Genomic DNA, 15189 nt, shown 5'->3' on the forward strand with positions numbered 1-15189 from the left:
TTGATATGCCTTCTGTTGAGCAGACGCAACCTTTAATCAGCCACTTACTGGAACTGCGTAATCGTCTATTACGCGCGCTGGTTGCGGTACTGATTGTATTTCTTGGTTTAATCTACTTCTCTGGTGATATCTACGAGTTTGTTTCAAAACCACTTGTCGACAAATTACCGGAAGGGGCGACAATGATCGCGACAGATGTCGCGTCCCCTTTCTTTACGCCATTAAAACTGACGTTAATCGCGTCGGTGTTTATTGCCGTGCCACTGATTCTTTATCAGGTTTGGGCCTTTGTCGCACCAGGATTGTATAAACACGAACGTCGCTTAATTATGCCGCTGATGTTCTCCAGCTCACTGCTGTTTTACGCGGGGGTTTCTTTTGCGTATTTCGTGGTGTTCCCGCTGGTGTTTGGCTTTTTTACCGCGATATCGTTGGGGGGCGTAGAATTCGCCACCGACATTTCCAGTTATCTTGATTTCGTTCTCGCGCTATTTATGGCGTTTGGTATTGCGTTTGAGATACCGGTAGCGATTATCTTGTTGTGCTGGACGGGAGCGACCTCACCGGATGAATTAAGGTCGAAGCGTCCGTATATTATTGTGATCGCTTTCATCGTTGGCATGTTACTGACACCACCCGACATCATCTCGCAAACGCTATTGGCGATTCCAATGTGTTTGTTGTTTGAGGTGGGACTGTTCTTTGCACGTTTCTATGTCCGTAAGGATGAAGACGAAGAAGAGCAAGTCGAAGAGTAATGATACTGCTCGTCGTATTGAAAAAGGTTGGCTATGCCAACCTTTTTTTTATGCCTGTGAGAGACGAATGGCGATCAAAATCGCGTGTTATTCGTCGCTAAACCTTTATAGCTTAAACAGCATTTTCGCGTTGTGCGTCGTGAGCTCATCGACCTGTTGTAAGCTCATCTCGCGCAGATCCGCCACACGTTGAGCGACCAACTGAGTGTAGGCTGGCTCGTTGCGTTTACCGCGATGCGGCACTGGCGCTAGGTAAGGGCAGTCGGTTTCTAAAATGAGATAGTTCAGATCCAGCTCCGGGATCACCACATCCATGCCGCCATTTTTAAAGGTAGAGACGCCACCTAAACCTAAATGAAAACCAAGGTCGTTGATCGCCTTGGCTTCTTCAATACTGCCCCCGAAGCAGTGGAAGACGCCACTTAGCGATCCATCTTGTTCTTGGCGAAGTAGGCTGAGGGTTTCTTCAATCGAATCACGGGTATGGATCACCACCGGTAGACGCATTTCTTTCGCCCAGTTTAACTGAGTAATGAAGGCCTTTTCTTGTTCCGTTCGGTAAGTTTTGTCCCAATATAAATCGATACCAATTTCACCCACGGCAATAAACGAATGCTGGCTAAACCACTGATAGATAGTCGCTAGGGTTTGATCAACGTTGCCATCGACATAGCAAGGGTGCAGTCCCATCATTGAACGGCAAATTTCAGGATAAGCGGCTTCGGTTTTGAGCATTGGTTCAATCGAGTCTAGATCAATGTTCGGCAATAAAATGTGCTCAATACCTTGCGCTAATGCTCGTTGTACAACGTCGTCGCGATCATTATCAAATTCGCTGGCGTAGATATGGGCATGGCTATCGATCATGGTGATTCTCTTGATTCATGGGTTATATTTCGGTCTGAACAAAGTATACGGCAGTGTGAAGCGTAGGTCATTTTTTGCATTTTTAATGCTTGGATCTAGCGTGTGCTGGCGAGAGTGATATGATTCTCAGTAAGCACTTTCACCAGATGAAGGAGAATAGAGTGTCAATTTCCATTCAAGGTCAATTTCCAGGTCGTCGTATGCGCCGCATGCGTAAGCACGACTTCAGTCGCCGTTTAATGGCAGAAAATCAGTTAACGGCGAGTGATCTGATTTATCCGATGTTTGTTCTTATGGGCGAAAATCGCCGTGAAGCGATCGGTTCAATGCCGGGGATAGAACGTCTATCGATTGATTTGTTGTTGGAAGAAGCTCAATACCTAGCGCAGCTAGGAGTGCCAGCGATTGCTTTATTCCCAGTGGTTGATCAAGACGTGAAAAGCTTGTGCGCAGCAGAAGCATACAACTCAGAAGGCTTAGTTCAACGCGCAGTGCGTGCATTAAAAGCACACGTACCAGAAATGGGTGTGATCACGGATATCGCGTTAGATCCATACACCACACATGGTCAAGACGGCATCATTGATGACGAAGGTTATGTGCTGAACGATGAAACAACCGAAGTCTTGATCAAACAAGCCTTGTCTCACGCAGAGGCAGGAGCGGACGTCGTGGCACCATCGGACATGATGGATGGTCGTATTGGTGCGATTCGTGAAGCGCTTGAAGAAGCCGGTCATATCAACACGCAAATCATGGCGTACTCAGCGAAGTATGCATCATGCTACTACGGCCCATTCCGTGATGCGGTCGGCTCGGCATCGAACCTGAAAGGTGGCAATAAGAAAAACTACCAGATGGATCCAGCCAATAGCGATGAAGCCTTGCACGAAGTCGCAATGGACATCAATGAAGGCGCGGATATGGTGATGGTGAAACCGGGTATGCCATATTTGGATATTGTTCGCCGTGTGAAATCAGAGCTGCAAGTGCCGACGTTTGCCTACCAAGTGTCAGGCGAGTATGCGATGCACAAAGCGGCGATCTTGAACGGTTGGTTGAGTGAGCGCGATACGGTGATGGAATCATTACTGTGCTTTAAGCGTGCTGGCGCAGATGGCATTTTGACTTACTTTGCTAAAGATGTGGCGCAGTGGTTGGCAGAAGACAACGCACAAGCGGCGCAACACTTACGCAGTGAGTAGTTAAGACAGTAATCAATTGAAAGGTCGGCGATAGCCGGCCTTTTTTTTCCCTGGATAAATGTGGTGACGATGTTGATGTAAATAAGCCGTATCAATACGGTAAAAATAAATGAGACTTTTTCTCATTTAGCTATTGACTGTGTAAATGAGAATCATTATTATCGATATCGTCTTAGGGAATGAGGTTGTTCACAAGGATGTTGAGTCATTAATTTTAAGCAATTGAATTTAATGGCGACACAGAATTCAACGAACTTGCACAAGTTCTTTTTGACACGACATTGCTCACATTGCTTCCAGTGTAATTTATAGCTATTTGGCAAAGCGAAATGTTCCACATGAAACGCTTTGACAGTTTATCGCTAGGCGACATCGAAAGATGTCGCTTTTTTTATCCCTGTCATTTGGCCTTGCACAAAAGGGCACCAACAGTCTTTTCCACAATTGAAGATCGTTTTTAGATCTCAAATCAAACGATCGATCCTTTAATATATCCTTTGTAAACAATGCATTGCGTATGAAAATACCAGTAAAATACAAAAACAAAAAGACTGGGGATAATTATTATAAACAGAGTTATCCACAGATGGCGGGTTGGGTTGTAGAGATTCTAAACAAATGCCGCAAGAGACATCACAGAGTTTGCATGGCATCGCTGGCACAGTCGTGGCATTCTAAGCAGATCTTATTTTGCATTTTCTTTGGAAACTAAAAGACTATGGCTCGTATCCCAGATAACCCGTTAATTCTGATCGACGGTTCTTCCTATCTATACCGTGCATTCCATGCTTACCCTGGCACCATGAGTAATGGTGATATCCCAACCAATGCGGTTTATGGCGTGGTAAACATGCTTCGTAGCATGATGCGTCAATTTGCGTCGGATCGCATTGCAGTGATCTTTGATGCGAAAGGAAAAACCTTCCGTGATGATATGTATCCGGAATACAAGGCAAATCGACCACCGATGCCGGATGATCTTCGTTGCCAAATTGAACCGCTGCATAATGTTATTCGAGCGATGGGTTTGCCATTGATCTCGATCTCAGGCGTGGAAGCGGATGATGTGATCGGTACATTAGCGTATCAAGCATCACAACAGGGCATTCCTGTCCTGATCAGTACCGGCGATAAAGATATGGCACAGCTGGTGGATGAAAACGTCACGCTGATCAATACCATGACCAACGTTGTGCTTGATCGTGAAGGCGTCATTGAAAAGTTTGGTGTTCCACCAGAATTGATCATCGATTACCTCGCACTGATGGGCGATAAAGTGGATAACATTCCAGGCGTTCCGGGTGTCGGTGATAAAACCGCGACGGCTTTGTTGCAAGGCATCGGTAGCATGGAGATGCTGTATCAGAATCTGGATGATATCGCCGCGCTAGGCTTCCGTGGCTCGAAAACCATGGCCAAAAAGCTGGAAGATAACAAAGAAAATGCATTGCTCTCTTATCAACTAGCAACCATCAAACTTGATGTGGAAATGGAATTCAAACCGGAACAGTTGGTAAAAGCGCTGCCAAATACCGATGATCTCATCAAACTGTTTGGTCAACTTGTCTTTAAGTCATGGCTCAATGAGTTACTTGAAGGGGGTACCGGTGTGGTTGAAGCGATTGAAAAGAGCGGGGCTGTCGCCACATCATCATCGACGTCAGCGTCAACAAGCGACAACCAAGTTGAAATCGATCGTTCAGCGATCAGCATTGATCGCAGCCAATATGAAACGATTCTTGATGAAGCGCGCTTTGCTCATTGGTTAGAGAAACTGAAAGCCGCGGACGTCTTTGCCTTTGATACGGAAACCGATAGCCTAGATTACATGGTTGCGAATCTGGTTGGTGTTTCGTTTGCCACCGAAGAAGGTGTTGCGGCGTATGTTCCGGTTGCGCATGACTATTTAGACGCGCCAGAGCAGCTTGATCGTGATTGGGTATTGGAGCAACTAAAGCCGTTATTGGAAGACGATAACCAAGCGAAAGTTGGTCAAAACCTCAAGTACGATGCGAGCATTGTTGCTCGTTATGGCATTGAGATGCGTGGCATTAAATTCGATACCATGTTGGCTTCTTACGTTTATAACAGCGTCGGTGGTAAACATGATATGGATAGCTTGGCGCTGCGCTTCTTACAGCACAGCTGCATCTCATTTGAGCAAGTGGCAGGTAAAGGTAAAAAGCAACTGACCTTTAATCAAATCGATCTTGAGCAAGCGTCGCCTTATGCTGCTGAAGATGCTGATGTGACATTGCGTTTACACCACCGCCTCAATGAAAGCCTAGCAAAAGACGACAAGCTTAACGCGATCTATCATGAGATTGAGATGCCATTGGTGCCGGTACTGTCGCGTATTGAGCGCACTGGCGTATTGATTGATGACATGAAGCTGTCTGCACAATCACAAGAAATTGCGGTACGTTTGGATGAGCTTGAACAAAAAGCGTATGAGCTCGCTGAACAAGAATTCAATATGAATTCGCCGAAGCAGTTACAAGCATTATTGTTTGAAAAAATGGGGCTACCGGTCATTAAGAAAACGCCGTCAGGTACGCCTTCAACCAATGAAGAAGTGCTGCAAGAGTTGGCGTTAGATTACCCATTACCAAAACTGATTTTGGAATATCGTGGTTTGGCTAAGCTGAAATCGACTTACACCGATAAGCTACCAAAAATGATCAACCCAGAAACAGGGCGCGTTCATACCTCTTACCACCAAGCGGTTACCGCGACCGGTCGTCTATCATCGACCGATCCAAACCTACAAAACATCCCAATTCGTAATGAAGAAGGTCGCCGTATTCGTCAGGCCTTTATCGCTCCGCATGGTTACAAGATTCTTGCGGTCGATTACTCCCAAATTGAATTGCGTATTATGGCGCATCTCTCAGGGGATAAAGCGTTGTTAGAAGCGTTCCGTGAAGGGAAAGATATTCACGCGGCAACGGCGGCGGAAATCATGGGAACGACGATTGATCAGGTTTCTTCAGAGCAACGTCGTCGTGCTAAAGCGGTAAACTTCGGTCTGATTTATGGCATGAGTGCGTTTGGCTTGGCTAAGCAGTTAGGGATCCCTCGCGGTGAAGCGCAAGATTACATGAACAAGTATTTCGAGCGTTACCCTGGCGTGATGCAATACATGGAAGACACCCGTAGCGCAGCGTCTGAGCAAGGCTATGTGGAAACCATCTTTGGTCGTCGTCTGCATTTACCTGAAATTCAATCTCGCAACGGCATGCGTCGTAAAGCGGCCGAGCGTGCGGCGATTAACGCGCCAATGCAGGGCACCGCTGCCGACATCATCAAGAAAGCGATGCTTCTGGTTGATGAATGGATTGAAAAAGAAGGCGATGGTCGTGTGAAATTGCTCATGCAAGTGCACGATGAATTGGTCTTTGAAGTACAAGAGTCAGCCTTGGCTGAAATTGAAACAAAAGTACAAGAATTGATGGAAGCGGCAGCGACACTCGCGGTGCCATTAATCGCAGAGAGTGGGCACGGTGACAACTGGGACCAGGCTCACTAGACAAAAATTGTACAAATTGCCCTAAATAGCATGAGCCAGCGCACAAACGCTGGCTTTTTTATTGCCGCTAAAAAAGCCTATGATAACAAGGGTTTTCTGTTACTAAATAAAACCAAAATGAAAAAAAACTACAAAAATAGTTTCCATCACTGAGCAATTGTTGTACATTATTCGACGTAGGGTACAGAGGTAAGATGTTCTATCTTTCAGACCTTTTGTTTCACGTTATTGGATTAGGCTGATTCAGCCGCCCCAGCCAGTGTTTGGCTGGGGCGTTTTTTATTGGGCCAAAGAAAAGTTTCAATAGCGCTTATCGCCAATCAAAATATCCCCCCAATTCACCGCCATTTTAAGCTTTTTTAGGCTGATGACTTCGTTACGTACATTCACCGTTTTTAGTCTGTTTTGTAATATTTATCCATGTACAAACTTGTTATTTAATCTAATAAATTAAATGTTAGCCATTAACGCTGTTAACGTTTTCTGGTCGGTAAACACGCGTTCATGAGTTAAGTCTTTTCTCTATTGAGATGACGCTAGCGAAGGCCATTAAATGCACGAGTGAAGCGGAAGTGAGTCTTGAAAGGGGGCATAACGGTTGAAACGGGTATAAAAAAGCCCCGCACATGGCGAGGCTTTCTGCAATCATCGCGGCTTATTCGCCGTCGAAATCTGCTTGTTCGTCTTGATCTAGTTCGTCAACAAGGTGAGCAAATGCAGGTGCAAACCACTCATCCAGTTTGTGACGCAGTACATCAACACCGATCCCTTTTAGTGACGAGAAAGCATCGACTTTCACTGTGCCACCAAAACCAATCGCTTCTTCTTGGATCTTTAGCAGCTGCGCTTTACGTGCGCCGCTCTTCAGCTTATCAGCTTTAGTCAGAAGAACCTGTACAGGAATTCCGCTGTCTACAGCCCAAAAGATCAGTTGTTGGTCTAAATCTTTCATTGGGTGACGAATGTCCATCAACACGACCAAGCCTTTCAAGCATTGACGTTGTTGTAGGTATTCACCCAAAGATTTCTGCCATTTCTTCTTCAGTTCAAGTGGAACTTGCGCAAAGCCGTATCCCGGTAAATCGACGATATGACAGCCATCGGTCACCTTAAAAAGGTTGATCAATTGTGTACGACCAGGCGTTTTACTCGTCTTTGCTAAGCTCTTTTGGTTCGTTAGGCGGTTCAAAGAGCTTGATTTACCCGCGTTGGAGCGTCCGGCGAACGCAATTTCGATTCCCTCATCCTCTGGCAAATGACGAATATCAGGTGCACTTGTGATGAAATGGGTGTTTTGGTAATTAATTTTTACGCTCACTGTTAACTCCATCTCGACTTTGTGTAGTCAATTGATTACTTTTTTGTGAAATTGTGTAAAATAACCGCACTCGGCATAAGGTCGCCTATTGTATCATGAGTGGCAATGCAGAGTGTTACTGGAAGCTTGATAATTATAATGGAATATCATGAAGAAATTAGCGCTAATTGTGAGCCTTTTCGTCAGCTGCTCCGTGTCGGCTCAAGGCAGTATAGAAGCTGGTAAAGCAAAATCTCAAACTTGTGTGGCATGCCATGGCTCTGATGGCAACAGCTTACTGGGTATGTATCCCTCTTTGGCTGGGCAACATGCGAAGTATCTTGAGAAGCAGCTAAAAGATTTAAAACTGGGTATGACGAGTGCGGGTAAGCAAGGCCGCTATGACCCCGTCATGAGCGGTATGGCTCTCCCATTGAGTGAACAAGATATGGCTGATCTTGCCGCCTATTATGCTTCTTTACCTTTGGCGCACAATACCACGCCTGAATCGGCTATCGAGCAAGGTAAAGTCCTTTATACCGCAGGCGATGCAGAGCGCGGTCTTACTGCATGTATTGCTTGTCATGGTCCTCGTGGCAACGGCACCGAGTTGTCTGGTTTCCCGAAAATTTCGGGTCAGCAACCGGATTATATTAAATCTCAATTAATGAAATTCCGTGATGGCACGCGTGAGAACGATATGAATGAGATGATGCGTGATATTGCCAAGAAATTAACCGATAAAGACATTGATACACTCTCGAACTACATGGGTGGTTTGCACTAAGTGCGTTAGATGGTCATTCTTTTTTTTGGTCGGTGAGATGAAAAGCTGCAAACTTATCGCGGCTTTTTTTGTGCGTTTTTTCATCACAAGGAAGAATGTCGTCGTCTCAGGGAGCATCTTTTGTCGTGAATATGTGATCCCCATCGCTGTGTGAATGAGGGGCGAATAGGCCATCTTGCTCTTGGTGGTGTGAGAGATTCGCCATAGCGTCACGAGATAAAAAGCAGCCGTTTAGATAAATAAAAATAAAATCATTAGCTTAACAACAGCGCTAATAATGAGCTGTCATTTTTTGTGTGCATGGGTTGTTTCAAGTCACGGCTGCAGTAAAGTAGTTCCACTCACAGGGCGTGGGTTAGGAATTCTAGGCTAGGAAGGTCTCCACGGATGCAAGCAATGAATGCTTGGCAGTCAATAAGGATATTGGGTAGGTAGGATACCTGCTCAAATAAGGATGGTTGACTCGTCTAACGGTTTAGACAGGGAAACGGATCAGGCTGAGGATTAGCCCAGTAACAGGATGTTGAAAAGGAAAGCCAAAACTCATCAGGATGATGGCAAACAACACCTTTTGGCAGGGAAAGCACTAAGAACAAATGGAATTTTGGAGTACAACTTTTTGTACGACTCAGTTTTGCCCTTGTGGCATTTAGAAAGCGATAGGCCATCTATCGCTTTTTTTATCTCTATTTTTTACCAATTTGACGATAAATTGCACAATAGTACTCCACTCTAAGCTGACTTTCTGGTATGTTTCGCATCCCCGTTTGAGGATGTAAAGATGCACCAATGTCCGCTTTGTCAAAGCAATCACACACATCACTACTTTGAAGACAAACACCGCCAGTATCTAGAATGCTCGAACTGTGCATTGGTCTTTGTGAATCCAGAGCAGCGATTGGATGCGAAAGCAGAAAAAGCGCATTATGATCTGCACGAAAATAACCCGAATGACATGGGTTATCGCCGCTTTTTGTCACGCATGGCAGACCCGATTTGTCAGCGTGTGGCACCTCAATCTCACGGGTTAGATTTTGGTTGTGGGCCAGGACCAACACTTTCAATAATGTTGGAAGAGCTGGGCCATACCATGAAATTGTACGATATTTACTATCACCCAGAGCGTTCGGTGTTAGCACAACAGTACGATTTCGTGACTGCTACAGAAGTGATTGAGCACTTATATGAGCCAGCTCAAGTGTGGCAGCAATGGTTGAATTTAGTTAAGCCCGGTGGCTGGCTTGGTGTTATGACCAAGATGGTTATCGATGTAGGGGCGTTTGCTCATTGGCATTATAAAAATGATCTCACTCATGTGATCTTTTTTAGCCAGGCAACGTTTGAATACTTGGCAGAGCGGGATAAGCTCGAACTTGAATTTGTAGGAAATGATGTAATTTTACTGAGGAAAGCCCAGTAATGAGTCGTAGTAAAAAATCTAGAACAGGCGGCCCTGCTGCTGATGTTATCGTTGTTCGTAACCGTACCCAATCTGATGTTGAAGGTCGTGAACGTAAACGAGACAAAAAACGTAAAGGTTTGAAAACGGGTTCGCGTAACGCTGAAACCAAACAAACTAAACAACAGCATTCAGCTCAACAGCGCGATCCTCGCTTAGGCAGCAAGAAGAAAATTCCTCTTATTGTGACTGAAGTGAAAAAACCAACGAAAGCTGAGCGTCGCGTTAGCGCAGCGCAAGAGCTGGAAATGTTGGAAAATGATGCACAACTTCTTGTTTTGCTTGATCGTATCGAAGACGGTGAGAACCTAGGTTCTGGTCTACAGAAGTACGTTGATGAAAAACTGAACCGCATCGAAATGCTGATGAAGCAACTGGGTCTTTACGAAGAAGACATCGCTGACGATGTTGACGACGAAGAAGAAGAGATGCCAGTACCGGCAACGAAAAAAGTAGCGAAAAAATCGAACTCAGACGAAGATCTTCTGTCTGAATTTGAATCGTTCGATTTCGACCAATTTAAAGGATAACAGCCAGTATGAATGTAACCTTATTAGCCTTTGTCGGTGGAATTATTATTCTAGGCTTAGCGTCTTACGCAGGTTACCTTCTGCTCCAGCTGAAGAAGCAAAAGGAATTGCAGCTTAAACATAAAAAGCTAGCGATTGAAAAACGTAACGCGAATATCTTTGAAAATGTCACCACACTTTGTATGGCGGGCGTTCAAGGACAATGCGATTTATCAGAAATCAGCATTCGCGTTTACTGCATTATGGATTACGTTCAAGGCGATGACCGTATTGACTTCGATACGAAGTTTCCGGCTACCGCAGAGCTTTACCATATCGTGAAGGACATGGCGCGTGGTGAAGACCGCCAAGCGCTGCCAAAACAACAGCGTATGCAACAGAATTTGGCCCGTCAAAAAGCAGAATCTCGCCTGCAAGATGCGATTGTTGATGAATTAAAACAGCTGCAAGAAACTGTGAAGCCGCTCAACAATCAAATCAATATTCAAATGCTTTAAGCCCAACCGGTAGTTTAACCGAACGATAAATCGCGATCACTGGCTCTTAACGGTGAGTGATCGCGGTAGCAGTTCTGAGTTTTACTACTCAAAAAACGGTTTGCTTTCGTTTCTCCCGTTTAGGGCTATGGCAAAATGGACCGTTCACATAACCATGACCTTTCAGTCACAAAGTGGAAATATCACCATGTCGCAGCAAGTAGTCGCAAGCCAACAAATTGTGTGGGATCAAACCGTTCTAGATAAATACAACTATTCTGGGCCGCGTTACACATCTTACCCAACCGCATTAGAGTTTCATGAAGCTTTTACGGTGGCAGACTATGACATGGCATGCGCAGCATACCCAGATAGACCACTTTCGCTTTATATCCATATCCCGTTTTGTCATAAGCTTTGTTACTACTGTGGTTGTAATAAGGTGATTACGCGTCATGCGCACAAAGCGGATGAATACTTGGATGTATTAGAGGCTGAAATCCGCACACGCGCTAGCTTGTTGCAAGGTCGCCGTGTGACACAATTGCATTTTGGTGGTGGTACGCCGACGTTCTTATCCAAAGCGCAAATCAGCCGTGTAATGGCGATTCTACGTGGTGAATTTGATTTCGATCCAACCTCAGAAATCAGTATTGAAGTAGACCCGCGTGAAATTGAGCTTGATGTGCTTGATCACCTACGTGGCGAGGGCTTCAACCGTCTTAGCATTGGCGTGCAAGATTTTAATAAAGAAGTACAAAAGCTGGTTAACCGCGAGCAAGATGAAGATTTCATCATTGCGATGGTTAAGCGCGCTAAAGAGCTCGGTTTTCGTTCGACTAACCTTGATCTGATCTACGGACTGCCAAAGCAGACCAAAGATTCTTTTGCTGAAACCCTAAAGCAAGTGCTTGAGATGCAACCCGGTCGTCTATCGGTGTTTAACTACGCTCACATGCCGCAATTGTTTGCTGCCCAGCGTAAGATTAAAGATGAAGACCTGCCACAAGCGTCTGAAAAAATGCATATCCTGCAAGATACCATCGCGACCTTAACAGGGGCGGGTTATCAGTTTATTGGTATGGATCACTTTGCTCTGCCAGAAGATGAACTTGCCGTGGCGCAACGTGAAGGCATTTTGCACCGTAACTTCCAAGGCTATACCACCCAAGGTGAATGTGATTTGGTCGGTTTCGGCGTTTCTGCGATTTCCATGATTGGTGATGCGTACGCGCAAAACCAGAAAGAGCTGAAAAAGTACTACGAGCAAGTGAACGATCAGCGCCATGCCTTATGGAAAGGTGTTTCACTGGATAACGATGATTTGATTCGTCGTGAAGTGATCAAGCAGCTGATTTGCAACTTTAAGCTCGATAAAAAATTCATCGAAAAAGAGTTTAAGCTTGAGTTTAACCGTTACTTTGCTCAAGACTTAGATTTGCTGCAAACCTTCATTAATGATGAGCTGGTGGAAGTTGATGAGAATGAAATTCGCGTGACGCTACGTGGTCGTTTATTGATTCGTAACATCTGTATGTGTTTCGACAAATACCTACGTGACCGTGCTCGTCAGCAGCAATTCTCTCGTGTGATTTAATCAAGAGAGAACGAATAAAATTTAAAAGCCACGCATTTGCGTGGCTTTGTCGTTTAAGGCGTTATGAATTTTTCTTGCGCCACTTTCCACAATGCCTTGATTAGCGGGTTGTCTAATTGCGATCGCTTGCAGCATACGCCAAGTTCAAAAGGGGCAATCGAGGCGACTTTTAAGCGATCGATTTTATCTCTTACTGGGCTGTTGTTGATCACCACATCTGGCGCAATACCCACGCCGCACCCAAGCGCAACCATGCTCACGATGGCTTCGTGTCCCGAGACTTGAGCGTAAATGTTGGGCTTAATCTTCATTGCTTTAAACCACGTGTTGGCGCGCTCACGTGCCGTTCCGGCCTCTGGGACGATAAACGGAATCTGACTCCAGTTAGGCCTTTCTTGTTGTAGCTCTTGCGCAAAATGGCTTACGCCGGCAGGCGCAATGACTGACAGCGGTATCTCACTGATGATCTCAAACTCGACCCTCGAAGGCAGTTGGCTCGGCATGGCTGAAATCGCAATGTCGGCTTCGTCATTGAGTACCTTATCGATCGCTTGAGCGGGGTCGCCGGTTGAGAGTTTAAATTCAATAAAGGGATGCTGAAGGCGAAACTCAGAGAGTAACTCAGGCAAGTGGCTATAACTGGCGGTGACGGAACAAAACAGGCGAATTTCGCCCTTAAGTTCTTTGTTTTGATCGAGGAATTGCACTTGATAATTTTGCCATTCCGCGAGGATGTTCAGCGCTACGGGCAATAATTTTTTACCTGATGGCGTGAGCTCAACGCTGCGATTGTCTCGCAAAAATAATGCTTGGCCAGATTCCGCTTCCAATTTTTGGATCTGACGACTTAACGCTGAAGGGCTAATGTGCATCGCTGAGGCCGTCTTAGCAAAGTTTTTACTTTCACATAAGTGAATGAAAAGCTGCAGGCTCTTTATGTTCATTTCGTTACGTCCATGTTGCATAAGTTGCAATTACTAATTGTGAATATATCACTTTAAGCAATTTGATGTCTGTTTTAGTATCAGGTCATTCGGTAAGCAAAATTACCGACCCAATGGACATTATTCTTAAAGGAGAGCCCTACAATGGCTAACTATTTCAACACCCTAAACTTGCGTGAGCAGCTAGACCAACTTGGTCGTTGTCGTTTTATGGACCGTTCAGAGTTTGCAACAGAAGCAGATTTCTTGAAGGGTAAAAAAGTAGTCATTGTGGGTTGTGGCGCTCAAGGTCTTAACCAAGGCCTTAACATGCGTGACTCTGGCCTAGACGTCGCATACGCGCTTCGCCAAGCGGCGATTGACGAGCAGCGTCAGTCTTACAAGAATGCGAAAGAGAATGGCTTTGAAGTGGCGAGCTACGAAGCACTCATTCCACAAGCAGATCTCGTGGTTAACCTCACGCCAGATAAACAACACACCAACGTGGTTGAAACGGTGATGCCGTTGATGAAGCAAGGTGCTGCGCTTGGTTACTCACATGGCTTCAACATCGTTGAAGAAGGCATGCAAGTTCGTTCAGACATTACCGTTGTTATGGTTGCACCTAAGTGTCCAGGTACGGAAGTTCGTGAAGAATACAAACGTGGTTTTGGTGTACCAACGCTGATCGCAGTTCACCCAGAGAACGATCCAAAAGGTGAAGGTTGGGATATCGCGAAAGCATGGGCAGCGGCAACCGGTGGTCACCGTGCTGGCTGTCTAGAGTCTTCATTCGTTGCGGAAGTAAAATCAGACCTAATGGGTGAGCAAACCATCCTGTGTGGCATGCTGCAAGCGGGTTCAATTGTTTGTTACGAGAAGATGGTTGCAGAAGGTATCGACCCAGCATACGCCGGTAAACTGCTGCAATTTGGTTGGGAAACCGTAACAGAAGCACTGAAATTCGGTGGCATCACGCACATGATGGACCGTCTATCAAACCCAGCAAAAATTAAAGCGTTTGAGCTTTCAGAAGAGCTGAAAGATCTGATGCGTCCACTGTACAACAAGCACATGGATGACATCATCGAAGGCGAGTTTTCTCGCACCATGATGGCCGATTGGGCAAACGATGATGTGAATCTACTAGGTTGGCGCGCAGAAACCGGTGACACCGCGTTTGAGAACTACCCAGATTCAAATATCCAAATTTCAGAGCAAGAGTACTTTGATAACGGCATCCTAATGGTAGCAATGGTCCGTGCAGGGGTTGAGCTGGCATTTGAAGCCATGACCGCATCAGGCATCATCGATGAGTCAGCGTACTACGAATCACTGCATGAATTGCCGCTAATCGCCAACACGGTTGCGCGTAAGCGTCTATACGAAATGAACGTGGTTATCTCAGATACGGCAGAATACGGTAACTACCTATTTGCGAACGTTGCGACGCCGCTATTGCGCGAGAAGTTCATGCCATCAGTCAACATTGATGTGATTGGTAAAGGCTTAGGTGAAGAGTCAAACCAAGTCGACAACCAAAAGCTAATTGATGTGAATGATGCTATTCGCAACCACCCAGTGGAATACATTGGCGAAGAGTTGCGTGGTTATATGACGGATATGAAGCACATCGCTGTGGGCGGCTAATCTCATTGTGTTAGGGGATAACTTCGTTGTTTGATGTGCTCATTTACTTTCGTAAACTGCGCGCATCATCCTAGAATTTATCGCCTATCCCTGCGAGATGAATGTCGAGAG

Annotated in this window: 13 protein-coding genes; 10 read left to right on the forward strand and 3 right to left on the reverse strand. The window is 45.5% G+C overall.

Annotated features, from left to right (window positions below):
- Positions 1-5 precede the first annotated feature (5 nt).
- Positions 6-758, forward strand: coding sequence for a twin-arginine translocase subunit TatC (tatC, locus tag OJ16_RS09420; protein ID WP_040989765.1), 753 nt, complete (start codon positions 6-8; stop codon positions 756-758).
- A 105-nt stretch (positions 759-863) separates the two neighbouring features.
- Here tatC and OJ16_RS09425 read toward each other — a convergent pair whose 3' ends face one another.
- On the reverse strand, positions 864-1625 hold the full coding sequence (locus tag OJ16_RS09425) for a TatD family hydrolase (protein WP_040989767.1): 762 nt from the start codon (positions 1623-1625) through the stop codon (positions 864-866).
- Positions 1626-1786: 161 nt separating this feature from the next.
- On the opposite strand from OJ16_RS09425, the gene hemB reads away from it, so the two are divergent.
- The 3 genes from hemB to OJ16_RS20295 all read left to right on the forward strand — a co-directional run bounded on the left by hemB (position 1787) and on the right by OJ16_RS20295 (position 6601).
- On the forward strand, positions 1787-2830 hold the full coding sequence (gene hemB / locus OJ16_RS09430) for a porphobilinogen synthase (protein ID WP_040989769.1): 1044 nt from the start codon (positions 1787-1789) through the stop codon (positions 2828-2830).
- Positions 2831-3548: 718 nt separating this feature from the next.
- A complete protein-coding gene (gene polA / locus OJ16_RS09435) occupies positions 3549-6359 on the forward strand; it encodes a DNA polymerase I (RefSeq protein ID WP_040989771.1) in 2811 nt (936 codons plus the stop codon).
- A 194-nt stretch (positions 6360-6553) separates the two neighbouring features.
- Positions 6554-6601 (forward strand): hypothetical protein, encoded by a 48-nt coding sequence (locus OJ16_RS20295; protein WP_438356636.1) that lies wholly within the window; start codon positions 6554-6556, stop codon positions 6599-6601.
- Positions 6602-7014: 413 nt separating this feature from the next.
- Here OJ16_RS20295 and yihA read toward each other — a convergent pair whose 3' ends face one another.
- Positions 7015-7677, reverse strand: a complete 663-nt coding sequence (yihA, locus tag OJ16_RS09440; protein WP_040989773.1) for a ribosome biogenesis GTP-binding protein YihA/YsxC — start codon at positions 7675-7677, stop codon at positions 7015-7017.
- 148 nt (positions 7678-7825) lie between these two features.
- Here yihA and OJ16_RS09445 point away from each other — a divergent pair, with 148 nt between their 5' ends.
- The 5 genes from OJ16_RS09445 (at position 7826) to hemN (ending at position 12505) form a co-directional block, all read left to right on the forward strand.
- Positions 7826-8443 (forward strand): c-type cytochrome, encoded by a 618-nt coding sequence (locus tag OJ16_RS09445; RefSeq protein ID WP_040989774.1) that lies wholly within the window; start codon positions 7826-7828, stop codon positions 8441-8443.
- A 781-nt stretch (positions 8444-9224) separates the two neighbouring features.
- Positions 9225-9863, forward strand: a complete 639-nt coding sequence (locus tag OJ16_RS09455) for a class I SAM-dependent methyltransferase (protein ID WP_040989777.1) — start codon at positions 9225-9227, stop codon at positions 9861-9863.
- Positions 9863-10432: a Der GTPase-activating protein YihI gene (gene yihI / locus OJ16_RS09460; protein WP_040989779.1), complete on the forward strand. Its 570-nt coding sequence runs from the start codon at positions 9863-9865 to the stop codon at positions 10430-10432. The genes OJ16_RS09455 and yihI overlap by 1 nt, the downstream gene beginning before the upstream one ends.
- An 8-nt stretch (positions 10433-10440) precedes the next feature.
- A complete protein-coding gene (locus OJ16_RS09465; protein ID WP_040989781.1) occupies positions 10441-10929 on the forward strand; it encodes a DUF2489 domain-containing protein in 489 nt (162 codons plus the stop codon).
- Between the two features lie 187 nt (positions 10930-11116).
- Entirely contained in the window at positions 11117-12505 is a 1389-nt protein-coding gene (hemN, locus tag OJ16_RS09470; RefSeq protein WP_040989783.1) for an oxygen-independent coproporphyrinogen III oxidase, read from the forward strand.
- 53 nt (positions 12506-12558) lie between these two features.
- Here hemN and ilvY read toward each other — a convergent pair whose 3' ends face one another.
- A complete protein-coding gene (gene ilvY / locus OJ16_RS09475; RefSeq protein ID WP_040989785.1) occupies positions 12559-13449 on the reverse strand; it encodes an HTH-type transcriptional activator IlvY in 891 nt (296 codons plus the stop codon).
- Positions 13450-13593: 144 nt separating this feature from the next.
- Here ilvY and ilvC point away from each other — a divergent pair, with 144 nt between their 5' ends.
- The gene (gene ilvC / locus OJ16_RS09480; protein WP_040989787.1) at positions 13594-15078 is read left to right on the forward strand and encodes a ketol-acid reductoisomerase; all 1485 of its coding nucleotides are present in this window, start codon (positions 13594-13596) and stop codon (positions 15076-15078) included.
- Positions 15079-15189: the final 111 nt, after the last annotated feature.

The sequence above is a fragment of the Vibrio renipiscarius genome (assembly GCF_000827885.1).
Taxonomy (GTDB): Bacteria; Pseudomonadota; Gammaproteobacteria; order Enterobacterales; family Vibrionaceae; genus Vibrio; species Vibrio renipiscarius.

Bases quoted from the DNA above. Each gene is read 5' to 3' on its own strand.
- OJ16_RS09425 (WP_040989767.1), bottom strand. From the start codon at position 1,625: ATGATCGATAGCCATGCCCATATCTACGCCAGCGAATTTGATAATGAT.
- tatC (WP_040989765.1), top strand. From the start codon at position 6: ATGCCTTCTGTTGAGCAGACGCAACCTTTAATCAGCCACTTACTGGAA.
- ilvY (WP_040989785.1), bottom strand. From the start codon at position 13,449: ATGAACATAAAGAGCCTGCAGCTTTTCATTCACTTATGTGAAAGTAAA.
- hemN (WP_040989783.1), top strand. From the start codon at position 11,117: ATGTCGCAGCAAGTAGTCGCAAGCCAACAAATTGTGTGGGATCAAACC.
- OJ16_RS09455 (WP_040989777.1), top strand. From the start codon at position 9,225: ATGCACCAATGTCCGCTTTGTCAAAGCAATCACACACATCACTACTTT.
- ilvC (WP_040989787.1), top strand. From the start codon at position 13,594: ATGGCTAACTATTTCAACACCCTAAACTTGCGTGAGCAGCTAGACCAA.
- OJ16_RS09445 (WP_040989774.1), top strand. From the start codon at position 7,826: ATGAAGAAATTAGCGCTAATTGTGAGCCTTTTCGTCAGCTGCTCCGTG.
- polA (WP_040989771.1), top strand. From the start codon at position 3,549: ATGGCTCGTATCCCAGATAACCCGTTAATTCTGATCGACGGTTCTTCC.
- OJ16_RS09465 (WP_040989781.1), top strand. From the start codon at position 10,441: ATGAATGTAACCTTATTAGCCTTTGTCGGTGGAATTATTATTCTAGGC.
- yihI (WP_040989779.1), top strand. From the start codon at position 9,863: ATGAGTCGTAGTAAAAAATCTAGAACAGGCGGCCCTGCTGCTGATGTT.